Genomic DNA, 16,827 nt, shown 5'->3' on the forward strand with positions numbered 1-16,827 from the left:
AATCGATGAGTGCGCTTGCACAGGCGGCGAAATCGCTGCTTCTCAAAGAGTTCGTCGGGGCTGTCATCCTGTCCATGCGGCAGTTCTTTGCGCCGAAATACACGCTCAACTATCCGCATGAAAAAGGCCCGGTCAGCCCGCGCTTCCGTGGCGAGCATGCGCTGCGTCGCTATCCCAATGGCGAAGAGCGCTGCATTGCATGCAAGCTGTGCGAGGCGATCTGCCCGGCCCAGGCCATAACCATCGAGGCGGGGCCCCGCCGCAATGACGGCACGCGCCGCACGGTGCGTTACGACATCGACATGGTGAAGTGCATCTATTGCGGCTTCTGCCAGGAAGCCTGCCCGGTGGACGCCATCGTCGAGGGGCCGAATTTCGAGTTCGCGACGGAAACGCGCGAGGAACTTTACTACGACAAGGACAAGCTGCTCGCCAATGGCGATCGCTGGGAGCGGGAACTGGCGCGCAACATCGCGTTGGATGCGCCTTACCGGTGACGGTTTGACCTGTGGACGGGGGCAGGGCACCCGTCTAAACGAAGCATCGTGAATGCCCGGCGCGCCGGGTTTTTTGAAAAGCCATGGCGTTTGCCGTGGCAGGCTAGGTACCGAGGGAACCATGCTGACAGGACTTGAGGCGATTTTCTTTTATCTGTTCGCCTTTCTCACCGTGGCGGCGGCCTTCATGGTCATCGCGGCACGCAACCCCGTGCATTCGGTGCTCTTTCTGATCGTCGCGTTCTTCAACTCGGCCGGTCTCTTCCTTCTGACAGGCGCGGAGTTCCTCGCCTTCATCATGCTTGTCGTCTATGTGGGCGCGGTCGCCGTGCTCTTCCTGTTCGTCGTCATGATGCTGGATGTGGATTTCGCCGAATTGAAGCGCGGAGCGCTGCAATACGCGCCGGTCGGTGCGCTGGTTGGCATCATCCTTGCCGCCGAGCTTGTCATCGTTCTGGGGGGCTATGCCTTCGCGCCCGAACTATCGGGCGAGGTTGCCCAGCCCACACCGCCGATCGATGTGCGCCACAACACGGCAGCCCTCGGCGACATTCTCTACACGGATTACATGCATTTCTTCCAGATCGCCGGCATGGTGCTCCTGGTCGCCATGATCGGCGCCATCGTGCTGACGCTGCGCCACAAGGAAAACGTGAAGCGGCAGAACATCTCGGCTCAGGTGGCGCGCACCCCTGAAACGGCGATCGAGATCAAGAAAGTCGAAACGGGCGAGGGACTCTGATCATGCTGGAAATCGGCATCGCACACTATCTGACCGTCTCGGCCATCCTGTTCACGCTCGGTGTGTTCGGCATCTTCCTGAACCGGAAGAACGTCATCATCATCCTGATGTCGGTCGAGCTGATCCTGCTTGCGGTCAATCTGAACTTCGTCGCCTTCTCCTCGGTTCTGGGAGATCTCGTCGGTCAGGTTTTCGCACTATTCGTTCTCACCGTCGCGGCGGCGGAAGCCGCGATCGGTCTTGCCATTCTCGTCGTCTTCTTCCGCAACCGCGGCACCATCGCCGTCGAAGACATCAACATGATGAAGGGCTGAGCATACGGCCATGTATCAAGCGATCGTATTTCTCCCGCTTATCGGCTTTCTGATTGCCGGGCTGTTCGGCCGCTCCATCGGCGCGAAGGGATCCGAGCTGATCACCAGCGGTCTGATGGTCATTGTCGCGCTTCTGTCCTGGGTGGCCTTCTTTTCGGTCGCCATGGGCAGCGGCGAGGCATTCACCGTGCCGCTCCTTTCCTTCATCACCTCGGGCAATCTGGATGTGTCCTGGGCGATCCGCGTCGACACGCTGACCGCTGTCATGCTGATCGTGGTCAACACGGTTTCGGCGCTGGTTCACATCTATTCGATCGGCTACATGCACCACGATCCGCATCGGCCGCGCTTCTTCGCCTATCTGTCGCTCTTCACCTTCGCCATGCTGATGCTGGTGACATCGGACAATCTGGTTCAGATGTTCTTCGGCTGGGAAGGTGTGGGACTGGCCTCCTATCTCCTGATCGGCTTCTGGTTCAAGAAGCCTTCGGCCAATGCCGCAGCCATGAAGGCATTCATCGTCAACCGTGTCGGCGATTTCGGCTTTCTGCTCGGCATCTTCGGCGTTTACATGCTGTTCGGTTCGGTGAACTTCAGCACGATCTTCGCAAATGCGGCCACCTATCTGCCCGCTGAAGGCGCAGAGGCAGGCGAGCCGGTTCTCACCTTCCTCGGATACGCGCTGGACAAGGGCGGCGCGCTGACGGCGATCTGTCTGCTTCTGTTCATGGGCGCCATGGGCAAGTCCGCGCAGGTGCCGCTGCACACATGGCTGCCGGACGCGATGGAAGGCCCGACGCCGGTTTCTGCCCTCATTCACGCAGCCACCATGGTGACGGCAGGTGTCTTCATGGTCGCGCGCCTGTCGCCGATCTTCGAATTGTCGCACACGGCTCTCACGGTCGTCACGTTCGTCGGTGCGTTCACGGCCTTTTTCGCGGCGACCGTCGGTCTCGTGCAGAACGACATCAAGCGCGTCATCGCCTATTCGACCTGTTCGCAGCTCGGCTATATGTTCGTGGCCCTTGGCACCGGCTTTTACAGCGCGGCCATCTTCCATCTGTTCACGCACGCCTTCTTCAAGGCGCTCCTGTTCCTGGGCTCCGGTTCGGTCATCCATGCCGTTTCCGACGAGCAGGACATGCGCAAGATGGGCGGCTTGCGGAAGCATATCCCGCAGACCTACTGGATGATGATCATCGGCACGATCGCACTCACGGGTGTTGGCATTCCGATGACCGTCATCGGTACGGCAGGTTTCTTCTCCAAGGATGCGATCATCGAAGGCGCATTCGCCGCCGAGAACTACTTCGCCATGTTCTCCTTTATCATGCTCACCGTGGCTGCCGTCTTCACGAGCTTCTATTCGTGGCGTCTGATCTTCATGACCTTCCACGGCAAGCCGCGCGCTTCCGCTGATGTGATGCACCATGTGCATGAATCGCCGCTGGTCATGCTCGTGCCGCTGTTCATCCTGGCTGCCGGTGCGCTGTTCGCAGGCGTTGCCTTCAGTGAGTTCTTTGTCGGCCATGACTACGCGCATTTTTGGAAGGGCGCGCTCTTCACATTGCCGGACAACCACATGCTGGAAGAATTCCACCACGTGCCGGTCTGGGTGAAGCTTGCTCCGTTCGTCGCGATGCTTCTTGGCCTTTATGTTGCCTGGGTTTATTACATCCGATCTCCGGAACGACCCAAGCAGTTGGCCAGACAGTTCAGCGGGCTTTACACCTTCCTGCTCAACAAGTGGTATTTCGACGAACTCTATGACTTCCTGTTCGTTCGCCCGGCCAAGCGCCTCGGCCACTTCCTGTGGAAGAAGGGCGACGGCATGGTCATCGACGGTCTCGGCCCGGATGGCATTTCGGCCCGTGTGGTTGATGTGACCAACCGGATCGTCAAGCTGCAGAGCGGCTATCTCTATCACTACGCCTTCGCCATGCTCATCGGCGTTGCTGCCCTCGTTACCTGGATGATGCTTGGAGGCACGTTCTAAGCCATGACCGACTGGCCAATTCTTTCCACGGTCACCTTCCTGCCGCTGGTGGGTGCGCTTCTCATCCTCCTGATCCGGGAGGACGGTGCCGGTGCGCGCCGCAACATTCGCAATGTCGCGCTTCTGACGACGGTTTTCACCTTCGTCCTGTCGCTCTTCATCTGGATCGGGTTCGATGCGTCGACACCCGGCTTCCAGATGGTGGAAAAGCAGGAATGGCTGGGCTCCGGCATTTCCTATCACATGGGTGTCGACGGCATCTCCATGCTGTTCGTCATTCTGACCACTTTCCTGATGCCGCTGTGCGTTCTGGCGAGTTGGGAAGCGGTGGACCATCGGGTCAAGGAATACATGATCGCGTTCCTGATTCTGGAAACGCTTATGATCGGTGTGTTCTGCGCGCTCGACATCGTGCTCTTCTACGTGTTCTTCGAGGCGGGCCTCATTCCGATGTTCATCATCATCGGCGTGTGGGGCGGCAAGCGGCGCGTCTATGCGAGCTTCAAGTTCTTCCTCTACACGCTGCTTGGCTCCGTGCTGATGTTGCTTGCCATGATGGCGATGTACTGGCAGGCCGGAACGACGGACATCCCGACGCTTCTGACCCATGTCTTCCCCGAAGGTATGCAATACTGGCTATGGGTTGCCTTCTTCGCGTCCTTCGCGGTGAAGATGCCCATGTGGCCGGTCCACACCTGGTTGCCCGACGCGCACGTGGAGGCGCCGACGGCAGGCTCGGTCATCCTTGCAGGCATCCTGTTGAAGATGGGCGGTTACGGCTTCCTGCGCTTCTCGCTGCCCATGTTCCCGGTCGCGTCCATCGATTTGGCACCGCTTGTCTTCACCCTGTCTGTCATCGCCATCGTCTACACATCGCTGGTGGCGCTGATGCAGGAGGACATCAAGAAGCTGATCGCCTATTCCTCGGTCGCCCATATGGGTTTCGTCACCATGGGCATTTTCGCGATCAACGAGCAGGGCGTGCAGGGAGCGATCTTCCAGATGCTCTCGCACGGGCTTGTCTCGGGCGCGCTCTTCCTGTGTGTCGGCGTCATCTATGACCGCATGCACACACGCGAGATCGCGGCCTATGGCGGCCTGGTCAACAACATGCCCAAATATGCCACCGTGTTCATGATCTTCACCATGGCAAATGTTGGCCTGCCGGGCACCAGCGGCTTCGTCGGCGAGTTCCTGACGCTTCTGTCGGTGTTCAAGGTCAACACCTGGGTTGCGCTCTTCGCGACAACCGGTGTCATCCTGTCGGCTGGCTATGCGCTCTGGCTCTATCGCCGGGTTGTGTTCGGCTCGCTGACCAAGGAGAGCCTGAAGGGCATGCTCGACCTCTCCGCACGCGAGAAGCTGATCCTCTACCCGCTGGTGGTTCTGGTCATCTTCTTCGGTGTCTACCCGGCACCGATCCTCGATGCGACGGCGGTTTCGGTCGAAGCACTTGTGAACAATGTCTCCCTGTCGGCCGACATGGCACGGGAAGCGGCAACGGCTGCCGCGCAGTAAACGGATTGAAAGCGAATGACGCCTGATCTGACGATAAGCCTGATCCTTGCAACGCCGGAGTTGGTGCTGGCGATGGGCGCCATGGCGCTCCTGATGGTCGGTGTCTTTTCCGGCCCCCGCGCCAATTCCACCGTTACCGGCCTCGCGGTCGCGCTTCTGGTTGCCGTAATCGCGCTTATGGTGATCTTCCCGGCCGATGGCCGCGCCTTTGGCGGTGCCTTTGTGAGCGATGCGTTCGCGCGCTTCATGAAGATCCTGACGCTGGTCGGTTCCGTTGTGACGCTCGTCATGTCGGTCGGTTTTGCCAAGGCGGAGAAGTTCGACAAGTTCGAGTTCCCGGTTCTCATCATGCTGGCCACGCTTGGCATGATGCTGATGATCTCGGCCAATGACATGATCGCGCTCTATCTCGGCCTCGAGCTTCAGTCGCTCGCACTCTATGTCGTTGCCGCCATCAACCGCGACAGCGCACGCTCTACCGAGGCGGGCCTGAAATACTTTGTTCTGGGCGCGCTCTCTTCGGGCATGATGCTTTACGGCATTTCGCTGGTCTACGGCTACACCGGCAACACCGGCTTCGACGTCATTGCCGCAACGCTGACAGGCGCGGAGCGACAGCTCGGTCTGGTCTTCGGTCTGGTCTTCGTGCTTGCGGGGCTCGCCTTCAAGATCTCTGCCGTGCCGTTCCACATGTGGACACCGGACGTTTATGAAGGCGCGCCAACCCCGGTGACAGCCTTCTTCGCCGCCGCCCCCAAAATGGCCGCCATGGCGCTTCTGGTGCGTGTCACCATGGGGGCGTTCGAGCCGATTGCCAGCGACTGGCAACAGATCATTGTCTTCATTGCAATCGCCTCCATGATCCTTGGCGCTTTCGCGGCCATCGGCCAGCGCAACATCAAGCGCCTGATGGCCTATTCCTCCATCGGCCATGTGGGCTATGCGCTTGTCGGTCTTGCGGCAAACTCCGAGGCGGGCGTGAAGGGTGTGGCGATCTACATGCTCATCTATCTGGCCATGACGCTCGGCACCTTTGCCGTGATCCTGGCCATGCGTCGCAATGACGGAAATGTCGAGCAGATCGACGATCTGGCGGGCCTTTCTTCGACCAATCCGATGATGGCCACGATCATGACCATTCTCATGTTCTCGCTGGCAGGCATTCCGCCGCTCGCTGGCTTCTGGGGAAAATGGTACGTGTTCCTCGCAGCCATCGACGCCAAGCTCTATGCGCTTGCAGTCATCGGCGTGGTGAGCTCGGTGGTCGGCGCGTTCTATTATCTGCGCGTTATCAAAATCATGTGGTTTGACGAATCGGCGGGCGGTTTCCAACCGATGGCGGGCGAATTGCGCTTCGTCATGCTCCTGTCGGGCGCCTTCGTGCTGCTCTACGTTTTGATCGGTGGCCCTGTCGGGCGCTTTGCCGAGGCCGCCGCAAAGACCTTCTTCTAGGTCATGGCCTTTCGTCTGGCGCCGTCGGCGGAAACAGCCGGTTATCGGCTGGAAGCGCATGAGAGCGTCGGCTCCACCAATGCGCTGGCGCTCGATCATGCGCGTGCCGGCGACCCGGGCAATCTGTGGGTTGTCGCGTCGAGACAGGAAAGCGGGCGCGGACGCCGCGGTCGTGAATGGGCGACACCGTCGGGCAATCTTGCTGCCACGCTTCTGAATGTGGGGCATTTTGAACCGGCCACAGCCGCCACGCTCGGCTTTGTTGCAGGGCTGGCCCTCTCCGATGCGCTTTTGGCAGTCGTGCCGGAAAAACGCATCGCCGTTGCTGCCGATGGCGGCGACATGCCCGGCGGGCGCTTTGCGCTCAAATGGCCGAACGACGTTCTGGCCGACGGGGCGAAGCTTTCCGGCATTCTTCTGGAATCGACCATCCTACCCGATGGTCGTTTTGCCATCGCGGTGGGCATTGGCGTGAACGTTGTCTCTCACCCGGACAACACGCCATACCCGGCCACCTCGCTTAAGGCGTTGGGGTTTGGCGGCGATGCGGGCGAGCTGTTCCTTGCGCTTTCAGACGCCTGGGTCGATAACAGTCGCCTTTGGAATGGCGGGCGCGGGCTCGATGCCATTCGCAGCCGCTGGCTGAAAAGAGCGGCAGGGCTCGGCACACAGGTATCGATCCGTGTCGACGGCCGCGTGGCGCGCGGCACATTCGAGACCATCGACGAGGCTTGTCGCTTCGTCATCCGCGAGCCGGATGGTTCATTGTTGAGAATCGCAGCAGGCGACGTGCATTTCGGCGCGGTTGCTTCTGCGCAGGCAGATTAAGAGAAGGGGACCCATGGCGCGTTCCAGCACAAAAAAGCCGGCCAAGAGCGGCGATCTGAAGAATGCCGAGCTGGTTTTCTGCCCGCTTGGCGGTGTCGGCGAGATCGGCATGAATTTTGGCCTCTACGGGTTTGGACCCGCCGGAAAACGGGAATGGATCGTTGTCGATTGCGGCGTCACCTTTCCGGGGCCCGAGCTTCCGGGCGTCGATCTGGTTCTGCCCGACATCAGCTTCATTCGCGGAGAGGTCGATCGGCTGCGTGGCATCGTGATCACCCACGCGCATGAAGATCACTATGGCGCCGTGCTCGATCTCTGGCCACTGCTCAAGGCCGATGTCTGGATGACGCCTTTTGCAGCCGGCTTGCTCGACGCCAAGCGCCAGTCCGAATCCGGTGCACCCGACGTTCCGGTGAAGATCTTCAGGGCCGGAGAAACCTTCGAGATCGGTCCGTTCAGCATTGAGGCCGTTGCCGTCGCGCACTCCATTCCCGAGCCGGTCTCACTCGCCATCACCACGCCGCTCGGCACCGTGGTGCACACGGGCGACTGGAAGATCGACCCGGCTCCCGCCATCGGTCCCAAGACCGACGAGGCGCGCTTCCGCGCAATCGGCGACAACGGCGTTCTGGCACTCGTCTGCGATTCCACCAACGCCATGCGCGAAGGCGAATCGCCCACCGAACAGGCGGTGGGTGAAGGGTTGAAGGAAGTGATCGAGGCGGCATCGGGCCGTGTCGTCGTCACCACTTTTTCCTCAAATGTCGGGCGCATTCGCTCCATCGCGGAAGCCGCGCGCGATACCGGCCGCCAGCTTCTCGTTCTCGGCCGCTCCATGAAACGCGTCATCGATGTGGCCACGGAACTCGGCTATCTCGACGGCCTGCCGGACTATCTGGATGAGGACGAGTTCCAGCACGTCCCGCGCAACAAGGTCGTGGTGCTGTGCACGGGAAGTCAGGGTGAAAGCCGCGCCGCCCTCGCCAAGCTTGCTCGCGACGAGATGCGCAATGTTGCGCTAACGGCCGGCGACACGGTCGTCTATTCTTCGCGCCTCATTCCCGGCAACGAAAAAGCGGTTCTGGAAACCAAGAACCGCCTGATCGAGATGGGCATCGAGATCATCGAGGATGATGATGCGCTGGTCCATGTGTCCGGACACCCACGCCGCAGTGAATTGAAGCGGATGTATTCCTGGGTGCGTCCGCAGATCCTCGTACCGGTGCATGGCGAGGCCGCGCATCTGGTGGCGCAGGGCTCGCTCGGCGCCATGGAAGGCATTCCAGAGGTCACGCAGGTGCGCAATGGCGACATGTTGCGCCTTGCACCCGGAGCGGCGGAAATCATCGGCGAGGTTCAGCATGGGCGTTTCTTCAAGGACGGTCGGCTTCTCGGCGACGATGAGGAGATGGGCATCCGTGATCGCCGCAAGCTCTCTTATGCCGGCCATGTCGTGCTCAATGTCGTGCTTGATGAGCGCTTCAATCTCGACGGCGACCCGGATATCGTCGCCATCGGTGTGGCCGAACGTGACGCGCGGGGAGAGCTTCTCGAGGACATCATGCTGGACGCGGCGTCCGGTGCATTGCGCAGCATACCTCGAAACCGCCGCAAGGATCTCGACCTGGTGTCGGAATCGGTTCGCCGCGCGGTGCGCAATGCGGCAAATGCCGCATGGGGCAAAAAGCCCATTGTGACGGTCTTCGTCACACAATAAGCAAAGGGGTGGGGTGCCAGTCACCTCACCGCATTGCAGGAGATGTCAGCCGATGCTTGGAAAGCTCAATCACGTGGCAATTGCCGTGCCTGATCTTGAGAAGGCGTCGGCCCTTTATCGCGATACGCTGGGCGCAAAGGTTTCTGCACCACAGGCCTTGCCCGAGCACGGTGTCACGGTGGTCTTCATCGAACTCGACAACACCAAAGTCGAGCTACTGGAGCCGCTTGGCGAAGGATCGCCGATTGCCGGCTTTCTGTCAAAGAACCCGGACGGCGGCATGCATCATATTTGCTATGAGGTGGCCGACATCATGGCCGCGCGCGACCGGTTAAAGGCTGATGGCGCACGCATTCTTGGAGATGGAAAGCCGAAGATTGGTGCCCATGGCAAGCCGGTCCTCTTCCTGCACCCCAAGGATTTTGCTGGCACCCTTGTCGAACTCGAACAGGTCTGAGGTTCACCAATGGGCTGGGTTTCCCTTCTCGCCGTGTTTTTCATCGTCTGGTGGACCGTGCTTTTCATCGCACTGCCGTTCGGCCTGCGCACACAGGAAGAAGACGGTGAGGTGACGCTCGGCACCACCGAAAGCGCTCCGCGCGGGGCCCACATGCTGCGTGCACTCATCCGCACGACGATCATCGCCCTGATCATCTGCGGGCTGCTGGTTCTTGTCACACGCGGACTGGGGTACTCGTTTGACGACATCCCAAGGGTCGTGCCCAGGTTCGACTGAAACCGTCGTTTACGGTCACAGAAACCGTTTCGAACGCACCACGAAATCTTCGATCATGAAGGGTGTCCAGGCCCTGGACAATGGATGGGGCAGGGACAGTATCCCCCCAAAAAAAATGCAAGGCCAAAAGGCCTTGCTAACTCAACGCGTCCGATCCTTTGCCGTATCATCGTCGGCGGCTGCGAGTTACCGCGCCTGGACCGCATCCTCCCAAGACTTTGACCGCGTAATGAGGATGAATTTCAGCTTCACCCTCTTGTTATGGGAGGGCACCATAGAGCAAGTTGAGACGAAATGTCACGAGGAAAATTGCCTTTGAAATGCATTGTTATCGAATTGCCTTGTGGTGGCGGTTTCGAACGGCGGAGCTTTGGCTCGTCATATGGCTTCGGCTTTTCATTCCGTTGCGAAATGGTTAAGACACCGGCCTCGAACCGTTTGTCATTTTGATTCCGAACAGGCTCTCCCGAGCCGCTTCCATGGATACGTTTATGCGACTGTCGCGCTACTTCCTGCCGATCCTGAAAGAAACCCCGCGTGAGGCCGAAATCGTCTCGCACCGTCTGATGCTGCGTGCCGGCATGATCCGCCAGCAGGGCGCCGGGAGCTTTTCGTGGCTGCCTCTGGGCAAGCGCGTTCTTGACAAGGTCAATCAGATCATCCGCGAGGAGCAGAACCGGGCAGGGGCGCAGGAAATTCTGATGCCCACGATCCAGTCGGCCGATCTTTGGATGGAGAGCGGGCGCTACGACGATTACGGTAAGGAGATGCTGCGCATCACCGACCGGCACGAGCGCAAGATGCTCTACGGTCCGACCAATGAAGAGATGGTGACCGACATCTTCCGCTCCTATGTCAAATCCTACAAGGATCTGCCGCTCAATCTCTATCACATACAATGGAAGTTCCGAGACGAGGTGCGCCCGCGCTTCGGTGTGATGCGTTCGCGCGAGTTCCTGATGAAGGACGCCTATTCCTTCGATCTCGACTTCGAGGGCGCAAAGGCCGCCTACAACCGCATGTTCGTTGCCTATTTGCGCACATTCGCACGCATGGGCCTGCAGGCGATCCCGATGCGCGCCGACACCGGCCCCATTGGCGGCGATCTGAGCCACGAATTCATCATTCTGGCTTCTACCGGCGAAAGTGAAGTCTTCTGCCGCAAGGAGTTCCTTGAACTCCAGGTGCCGGGCGCGGATGTCGATTTCGGCAATGACGCGGAGATCGCCGACATCGTCGCCACCTGGACCACGCCCTATGCGGCGACCGACGAAATGCACGACGAAGTCGCCTGGGACGCCATTTCCGAGGATGAGAAGGTTTCTGCGCGGGGCATCGAAGTCGGCCATATTTTCCACTTCGGCACCAAGTATTCCAAGCCCATGAACGCGACCGTCACCGGTCCGGACGGCAAGGAGCATCATGTGTCGATGGGATCTTACGGAATTGGCCCGAGCCGCCTTCTGGCCGCCATCATCGAGGCGAGCCATGATGAAAACGGCATTATCTGGCCGGAGAGTGTCGCGCCGTTCGATGTAGGCCTGATCAACATGAAGGTGGGCGATGAAGCCTGCGACCGCATTTGCGAAGACCTTTATGGAAAACTGCAAACTGCGGGTAAGGACGTGCTTTATGACGATACGGACCAGCGCGCCGGCGGCAAGTTTGCCACCGCGGATCTGATCGGTCTTCCCTGGCAATTGGTGGTCGGCCCGCGCGGTGTCGCCAATGGCGAGGTGGAGCTCAAGAACCGAGCCTCCGGTGAGCGGGTCTCCCTGTCGGTCGAGGATGCGCTCAACCGTCTCGCTCAGGGCACCGCATGAGGCGGTGCAGCGATTTTCGTCCGCGCAACAGCCTTTGAGGTCGAGCCATGAGTGAAGCCGCCACCAGCGGAGAAGCCGCGCAGAGCGCCCGGGAAAAGCCTGCTGGCGCTGGACCGTTCTCCCGTTTCGAGCGGCTGATCGCCTGGCGCTACCTGCGCTCTCGCCGCAAGGAGACCGTCATCTCGGTGATTGCATCCATCTCCTTCATCGGCATCATGCTCGGGGTGGCGACGTTGATTGTCGTGATGGCGGTGATGAACGGATTCCGGGCTGAGTTGCTGACCCGCATTCTAGGCGTCAACGGCCATCTCATCGTGCAGCCGATCGACATGCCGATGGATGATTATGAGGCCGTTGCCAGCCGCATTGAAGGCGTCGAAGGCGTGCGCCTTGCCATGCCGATGGTGCAGGGGCAGGTTCTCGTTTCCGGTCGCAGTGGTGCCGGAACGGGGGCGGTGGTGCGCGGTGTGCGGGCGGATGACCTGTCTCGTCTCGAACTGGTGTCCGAGAACATCAAGGACGGTTCTCTCGTAGGCTTTGCTGCCGGCGAGGGACTCGCCCTCGGCTCTCGCATGGCCCAGAACCTCGGCCTTACGGTTGGCGATTCCGTGACGCTGGTCGCCCCCGACGGCGACATCACCCCCTTTGGCACGACCCCACGCGTGAAGACCTATCCGATCTCTGCGACCTTCGAGGTCGGCATGTCGGAATACGATTCCTCCATCATCTACATGCCGCTTCCGGAAGCCCAGCTCTATTTCAATGCGGAGGGGCTTGTGCAGTCGATAGAGCTTTTCGTGGACAATCCTGATGCGGTGGACATTCTACGTCCGCAGGTAGAGGCGGCCGCGCAACGACCCATCCTCCTGTCTGACTGGCGCCAGCGCAACAGCACCTTCTTCTCAGCGCTGGAGGTTGAGCGAAACGTCATGTTCATGATCCTGACCATGATCGTCCTTGTGGCCGCGCTCAATATCATTTCCGGTCTGGTCATGCTGGTGAAGGACAAGGGGCACGATATTGCCATACTGCGCACCATGGGGGCGACAAGCGGCGCAATCATGCGTATCTTTTTGATGACGGGCGCAGCAATCGGCGTTTCCGGCACGCTTGCCGGCGTCATCCTCGGTGTCGTTATTTGCTGGAACGTGGAATCGATCCGCCAGTTCTTTTCCTGGCTTTCAGGAACGACAATCTTCGATCCCGAACTCTATTTCCTGAGTCAGTTGCCGGCCAAGATGGAAGCCGGTGAGACCGTCGCCGTCATCATCATGGCACTGGTCCTGTCCTTCGTGGCAACGCTCTTTCCTGCCTGGCGGGCCTCCCGGCTCGATCCGGTCGATGCTCTGAGGTATGACTGATGGCGGCTCCTATTCTCGAAATGAAGGGCATCGAGCGCAGCTATCGCGAAGGCGAGGGCAAGCTAACCATCCTCAAGGATGCCGCGTTTTCCCTGAACCCGGGCGAGATGGTCGCGTTGGTCGCTCCATCGGGGGCTGGCAAATCGACGTTGCTGCACCTGGCGGGGCTTCTGGAGGCACCGGATTCCGGAGAGGTGATTGTCGGAGGTCAAGCATGCGGCCAGCTGTCGGATGATGCGCGCACCGCTATCCGTCGCAACGAGATCGGCTTCGTCTACCAGTTCCATCATCTGCTGCCGGAGTTCTCTGCAGAGGAGAACATCATGATCCCGCAGATGATCACCGGCATGGCGCCGGCCGAGGCGAAGGCGCGTGCAGGACAGCTTCTTGATTACTTGCGGGTCGGTCACCGCGCGAGCCACCGACCGGCAGAACTGTCCGGTGGCGAACAGCAGCGCGTGGCCATCGCCCGGGCGGTCGCCAATGCGCCGCGTGTTCTTCTCGCGGATGAGCCCACCGGCAATCTGGACCCCAAGACGGCAGGCTATGTGTTCGATGCGCTCGAGGCGCTCGTGCGCCAGTCTGGCCTGGCAGCCCTGATCGCCACCCACAATCATGAACTGGCAGCTCGAATGGACCGTGTTGTGACGCTGAGCGGCGGCAAAGTCGTCGCCTGGACAGGCTGACGGATCGCCCGCCTGTCGATTGCCCGACGGCGATCCAGAGAACGGATCCGGATTTCGGTCGTCTGTCCGCCGATTAACCCCACGTAAACCCTGATTGCCACGCCTGGCGCACCCGCTACCTACTGCGCTTGACGAAAGAACAAAAATAGAACATAAAAGGTTCATAAAGTGATCAGGAGGGATAAATGACCGATCTTGTCCAGGATGTCGTCTCGCTCGTTGCCGTGAGTTCCTTTATCATGATGGCTGCTGTGGTGATCGGCGCTATTTGAATCTTGCCGGTGTCCTGCGTCGTGTCAGGCACCGCCGGAATGCAAAAGAGGCGGGAAGGTCCGCCTCCCGCCCCTGTGTTGGGTTGCTTCCCTTGCAGCCATGTCGGGCGGAAGCCCGAACCTGCCTTTCGGAAATGCGTTTCTGACTAGTCGCCGACAGCCACGCCTTCGCGACGCGGGTCGGCAGCTCCTTCCAGACCTTCCGGCGTAAGCGTGATGCCGTGCAGGCCGGAATTGAGGTCATCGATGGATGTCTTGAAGCCAAGCGCGTCGAGGTCATTCTGCATCTCTTCGGCTTCGGTGCCGGCTTCCAGCGTGTAGGTTCCGAAACGATTTGTCAGATGCGGCAGGTCGATGGCCTGTTGCATGTTCATGCCCCAATCGGTCAGCGCGATGATCGTGTTCGCGACATAGGGTATGATGTTGCTGCCGCCGGGCGAGCCAAGCGCATGGAGCGGCTTGCCATCCTTCAGGACGATGGTCGGCGACATGGACGAGCGCGGGCGCTTGCCGGGTTCGACCTTGTTGGCCACTGCCTCGCCATCGGCTTCAGGCTCAAACGAGAAATCCGTTAGCTGATTGTTGAGGATGAAACCGGCCGCCATCTGGCGAGAGCCGAAAGCGCTTTCCACCGATGTTGTCATCGAGGCGACGTTGCCGGCCTTATCGATAATAACGAAATGCGAAGTCGAGGGCTGCTCAAGGCTCCTGCCGTCGATCCGCAATTCGGCTTTATCCCATGGTGGATCTCCGGCCTTCACGTCATCCGCGCCAAGGGCGGTGGGACGCCGGATCAGCGCCGCACGCGCTTTCAGATAATCCTGGTCGAGAAGACCCTTCGGCATCTTGACGAAATCGCTGTCGGCCATGTAGCGGCCCCGGTCAGCGAAGGCAAGCCGTGTGGCATCACCGATGATGCGCCAGCTTTCGGGGTCTTCAGGTCCAAGACTACCCAGATCGAATGTGTTCACCATGCCGAGGATCTGTCCGACGGTGAGGGCTCCCGAGGAAGGTGGCCCCATTCCGCAGACCTCTAGGTCGCGATAGGGAGCGCACACCGGTTCCCGCTCCTTCACCTCGTACCCGGCGAGGTCATCGAGCGTCAAAAGCCCCGGATTGCCTTCATGTGCTTTGACCGCGGCCACAATCTGTTCGGCGACCGGCCCTCTATAGAAGCCATCGGCTCCATATTCGGCCACTCGTTTCAGTGTCTCGGCATAGTCCGGATTTTTCAGGATCGATCCGACCGTGAGAGTCTTGCCATCCTTGTCATAAAAATAAGCGCGGGTTGAAGGTTGCGTGTCCAGCCGGCCCTTGTCTTCCTCGATCAGCGCATGAAGCCGCGGCGAAACGGTGAAGCCTCCTTCCGCCAGCCGGATTGCCGGTTGAAGAAGGGTCGTCCATTCAAGCTTTCCGGCGCGTTTGTGGATGGTTTCCATCAGACGAACCACGCCCGGTGTACCCACCGAGCGTCCGCCGACCACGGCGTCGAAGAAGGCAAGCGGCTCACCTTGTTGATTGAGGAACAGCTCTGGCGTTGCCGCAGCAGGGGCGGTTTCCCGCCCATCGAAGGTCGTCACTTTGCCGGTTTCAGCATCATACCAGACAAGGAACGCACCGCCGCCAATGCCGGAGGATTGCGGCTCCACCAGGCCAAGCACCGTCTGAACAGCCACCAGCGCATCGGCCGCACTCCCGCCCTTGCGCAGGATGTCGAGACCGGCCTCCGCGGCCAATGGATTGGCAGCCGCCACCATCTGTTCTTTTGCGTGGACCGTCGTTTTGTTTGCAAGCCCGCTGGCACTCTCAGGCGCGTGGGCATCCGTCGCCTGCTGGGCAATCGCTTCAGGGCTGGTCATGGACAGGGAAATGAGGGCAACGACCCCAAAGGCACTGAATAATCGCATTGTGGTGCTCCTCTGACCGAGCGTCGCGCATCCCGACCGGATCGCCAACACGCTCTCAAGCCTCGCACGGCGCGATTGGAGCCAATTTCCGATCGCGCCTCCGCCTATTCATGACGGACCTGTCTCGAGCGTCAACGGCTTTCCGCGGGGCCGAACACTTCCGCAAAAGCGGCCTTGAGCGCGAGATCGAGATCCTCCATCGTCACCGGCAGGCCGAGATCGACCAGACTGGTGACTCCGTAACCGCTTATACCGCAAGGCACGATACCGCCGAAATGTGCCAGGTCCGGCTCGACGTTGATCGAGATACCGTGGAAGCTCACCCAGCGCCGCAGGCGAATGCCGATGGCGGCAATCTTGTCTTCGGCGGGCAAGCCGCCGGGCAGGGGCGGTTTGTCCGGCCGCGCAACCCAGACACCGACGCGGTCCTCTCGGCGTTCGCCCTTCACGTTGAAGCGTTCCAGCGTGGCAATGATCCATGCCTCCAGCGCAGCGATGAAGGCGCGCACGTCTTCACGGCGGGTTTTGAGGTCGAGCATCACATAGGCGACCCTTTGGCCCGGCCCGTGATAGGTGTATTCGCCGCCGCGACCCGTCTTGTAGACCGGAAAGCGGCCTGCTTCGAGAAGATCCTCGCTGTTGGCGCTGGTGCCGGCTGTGTAGAGCGGCGGGTGCTCCACCAGCCACACGAGCTCAGACGCCTTGCCTTCGCGAATCATGCCGGCGCGCGCTTCCATGAAGGCGACGGCGTGTTCGTAATCGATCAAACCCGATTCGATACGCCATTCGACGGGCGGACCCGCCAGGCGTGGCAGGAATTCCGTGTCGATCTGGCCCCGTTCGCTCATCGCATCATCCCATCAGGTCCTGAAACTGCCCGACACATATGGAGATAATCAGGCTGCGGGTCCAGTGCCCCGCCGCCGTGTGGAGGCTGGAGTTTTTTTTCGTGTTTTTGAAGAAGGGCGCTTGTTTCCC

General features: G+C 60.2%; 15 protein-coding genes. 13 read left to right on the forward strand and 2 right to left on the reverse strand.

Going from position 1 to position 16,827, the window contains the following annotated elements; genetic code table 11:
* Positions 1 to 5: 5 nt before the first annotated feature.
* The 13 genes from nuoI to KW403_RS16090 all read left to right on the forward strand — a co-directional run bounded on the left by nuoI (position 6) and on the right by KW403_RS16090 (position 13,670).
* Positions 6 to 497: an NADH-quinone oxidoreductase subunit NuoI gene (gene nuoI / locus KW403_RS16030; protein WP_065817666.1), complete on the forward strand. Its 492-nt coding sequence runs from the start codon at positions 6 to 8 to the stop codon at positions 495 to 497.
* 121 nt (positions 498 to 618) lie between these two features.
* On the forward strand, positions 619 to 1,239 hold the full coding sequence (locus KW403_RS16035) for an NADH-quinone oxidoreductase subunit J (RefSeq protein ID WP_223020428.1): 621 nt from the start codon (positions 619 to 621) through the stop codon (positions 1,237 to 1,239).
* Between the two features lie 5 nt (positions 1,240 to 1,244).
* Positions 1,245 to 1,553: an NADH-quinone oxidoreductase subunit NuoK gene (gene nuoK, locus KW403_RS16040; RefSeq protein ID WP_025030250.1), complete on the forward strand. Its 309-nt coding sequence runs from the start codon at positions 1,245 to 1,247 to the stop codon at positions 1,551 to 1,553.
* Between the two features lie 10 nt (positions 1,554 to 1,563).
* Positions 1,564 to 3,549, forward strand: a complete 1,986-nt coding sequence (gene nuoL, locus KW403_RS16045; protein WP_223020429.1) for an NADH-quinone oxidoreductase subunit L — start codon at positions 1,564 to 1,566, stop codon at positions 3,547 to 3,549.
* A 3-nt stretch (positions 3,550 to 3,552) separates the two neighbouring features.
* Positions 3,553 to 5,067, forward strand: coding sequence for an NADH-quinone oxidoreductase subunit M (locus KW403_RS16050; RefSeq protein WP_223020430.1), 1,515 nt, complete (start codon positions 3,553 to 3,555; stop codon positions 5,065 to 5,067).
* Positions 5,068 to 5,082: 15 nt separating this feature from the next.
* Positions 5,083 to 6,519 carry an NADH-quinone oxidoreductase subunit NuoN gene (gene nuoN / locus KW403_RS16055; protein WP_223020431.1) on the forward strand — a complete coding sequence of 479 codons (1,437 nt, stop codon included), beginning with the start codon at positions 5,083 to 5,085 and terminating at the stop codon, positions 6,517 to 6,519.
* A 3-nt stretch (positions 6,520 to 6,522) separates the two neighbouring features.
* Entirely contained in the window at positions 6,523 to 7,347 is an 825-nt protein-coding gene (locus tag KW403_RS16060; protein ID WP_223020432.1) for a biotin--[acetyl-CoA-carboxylase] ligase, read from the forward strand.
* Between the two features lie 13 nt (positions 7,348 to 7,360).
* On the forward strand, positions 7,361 to 9,064 hold the full coding sequence (locus KW403_RS16065) for a ribonuclease J (RefSeq protein ID WP_223020433.1): 1,704 nt from the start codon (positions 7,361 to 7,363) through the stop codon (positions 9,062 to 9,064).
* A 52-nt stretch (positions 9,065 to 9,116) separates the two neighbouring features.
* Positions 9,117 to 9,521 carry a methylmalonyl-CoA epimerase gene (gene mce, locus KW403_RS16070; RefSeq protein ID WP_223020434.1) on the forward strand — a complete coding sequence of 135 codons (405 nt, stop codon included), beginning with the start codon at positions 9,117 to 9,119 and terminating at the stop codon, positions 9,519 to 9,521.
* Positions 9,522 to 9,530: 9 nt separating this feature from the next.
* A complete protein-coding gene (locus KW403_RS16075; protein ID WP_223020435.1) occupies positions 9,531 to 9,800 on the forward strand; it encodes a DUF1467 family protein in 270 nt (89 codons plus the stop codon).
* Between the two features lie 491 nt (positions 9,801 to 10,291).
* A complete protein-coding gene (gene proS / locus KW403_RS16080; RefSeq protein WP_223022605.1) occupies positions 10,292 to 11,623 on the forward strand; it encodes a proline--tRNA ligase in 1,332 nt (443 codons plus the stop codon).
* A gap of 47 nt (positions 11,624 to 11,670) precedes the next feature.
* Complete coding sequence (locus tag KW403_RS16085) at positions 11,671 to 12,984, forward strand: lipoprotein-releasing ABC transporter permease subunit (protein ID WP_223020436.1); 1,314 nt, start codon at positions 11,671 to 11,673, stop codon at positions 12,982 to 12,984.
* Positions 12,984 to 13,670: an ABC transporter ATP-binding protein gene (locus KW403_RS16090; protein WP_223020437.1), complete on the forward strand. Its 687-nt coding sequence runs from the start codon at positions 12,984 to 12,986 to the stop codon at positions 13,668 to 13,670. Before KW403_RS16085 ends, KW403_RS16090 begins: the two co-directional genes overlap by 1 nt.
* A gap of 418 nt (positions 13,671 to 14,088) precedes the next feature.
* Here the strand turns inward: KW403_RS16090 and ggt are convergent, their stop codons facing one another.
* Together ggt and lipB are read right to left on the reverse strand one after the other, a co-directional pair.
* Positions 14,089 to 15,849, reverse strand: coding sequence for a gamma-glutamyltransferase (gene ggt, locus KW403_RS16095; RefSeq protein WP_223020438.1), 1,761 nt, complete (start codon positions 15,847 to 15,849; stop codon positions 14,089 to 14,091).
* A 131-nt stretch (positions 15,850 to 15,980) separates the two neighbouring features.
* The gene (gene lipB, locus KW403_RS16100; protein ID WP_223020439.1) at positions 15,981 to 16,697 is read right to left on the reverse strand and encodes a lipoyl(octanoyl) transferase LipB; all 717 of its coding nucleotides are present in this window, start codon (positions 16,695 to 16,697) and stop codon (positions 15,981 to 15,983) included.
* Positions 16,698 to 16,827: the final 130 nt, after the last annotated feature.

This window comes from Nitratireductor kimnyeongensis (assembly GCF_019891395.1).
In the GTDB taxonomy this organism is placed as follows: domain Bacteria; phylum Pseudomonadota; class Alphaproteobacteria; order Rhizobiales; family Rhizobiaceae; genus Nitratireductor; species Nitratireductor kimnyeongensis.

Coding starts and splice junctions, on each gene's coding strand:
- nuoI (WP_065817666.1), top strand. CDS start 6: ATGAGTGCGCTTGCACAGGCGGCGAAATCGCTGCTTCTCAAAGAGTTC.
- KW403_RS16035 (WP_223020428.1), top strand. CDS start 619: ATGCTGACAGGACTTGAGGCGATTTTCTTTTATCTGTTCGCCTTTCTC.
- nuoL (WP_223020429.1), top strand. CDS start 1,564: ATGTATCAAGCGATCGTATTTCTCCCGCTTATCGGCTTTCTGATTGCC.
- KW403_RS16050 (WP_223020430.1), top strand. CDS start 3,553: ATGACCGACTGGCCAATTCTTTCCACGGTCACCTTCCTGCCGCTGGTG.
- nuoN (WP_223020431.1), top strand. CDS start 5,083: ATGACGCCTGATCTGACGATAAGCCTGATCCTTGCAACGCCGGAGTTG.
- KW403_RS16060 (WP_223020432.1), top strand. CDS start 6,523: ATGGCCTTTCGTCTGGCGCCGTCGGCGGAAACAGCCGGTTATCGGCTG.
- KW403_RS16065 (WP_223020433.1), top strand. CDS start 7,361: ATGGCGCGTTCCAGCACAAAAAAGCCGGCCAAGAGCGGCGATCTGAAG.
- mce (WP_223020434.1), top strand. CDS start 9,117: ATGCTTGGAAAGCTCAATCACGTGGCAATTGCCGTGCCTGATCTTGAG.
- KW403_RS16075 (WP_223020435.1), top strand. CDS start 9,531: ATGGGCTGGGTTTCCCTTCTCGCCGTGTTTTTCATCGTCTGGTGGACC.
- proS (WP_223022605.1), top strand. CDS start 10,292: ATGCGACTGTCGCGCTACTTCCTGCCGATCCTGAAAGAAACCCCGCGT.
- KW403_RS16085 (WP_223020436.1), top strand. CDS start 11,671: ATGAGTGAAGCCGCCACCAGCGGAGAAGCCGCGCAGAGCGCCCGGGAA.
- KW403_RS16090 (WP_223020437.1), top strand. CDS start 12,984: ATGGCGGCTCCTATTCTCGAAATGAAGGGCATCGAGCGCAGCTATCGC.
- ggt (WP_223020438.1), bottom strand. CDS start 15,849: ATGCGATTATTCAGTGCCTTTGGGGTCGTTGCCCTCATTTCCCTGTCC.
- lipB (WP_223020439.1), bottom strand. CDS start 16,697: ATGAGCGAACGGGGCCAGATCGACACGGAATTCCTGCCACGCCTGGCG.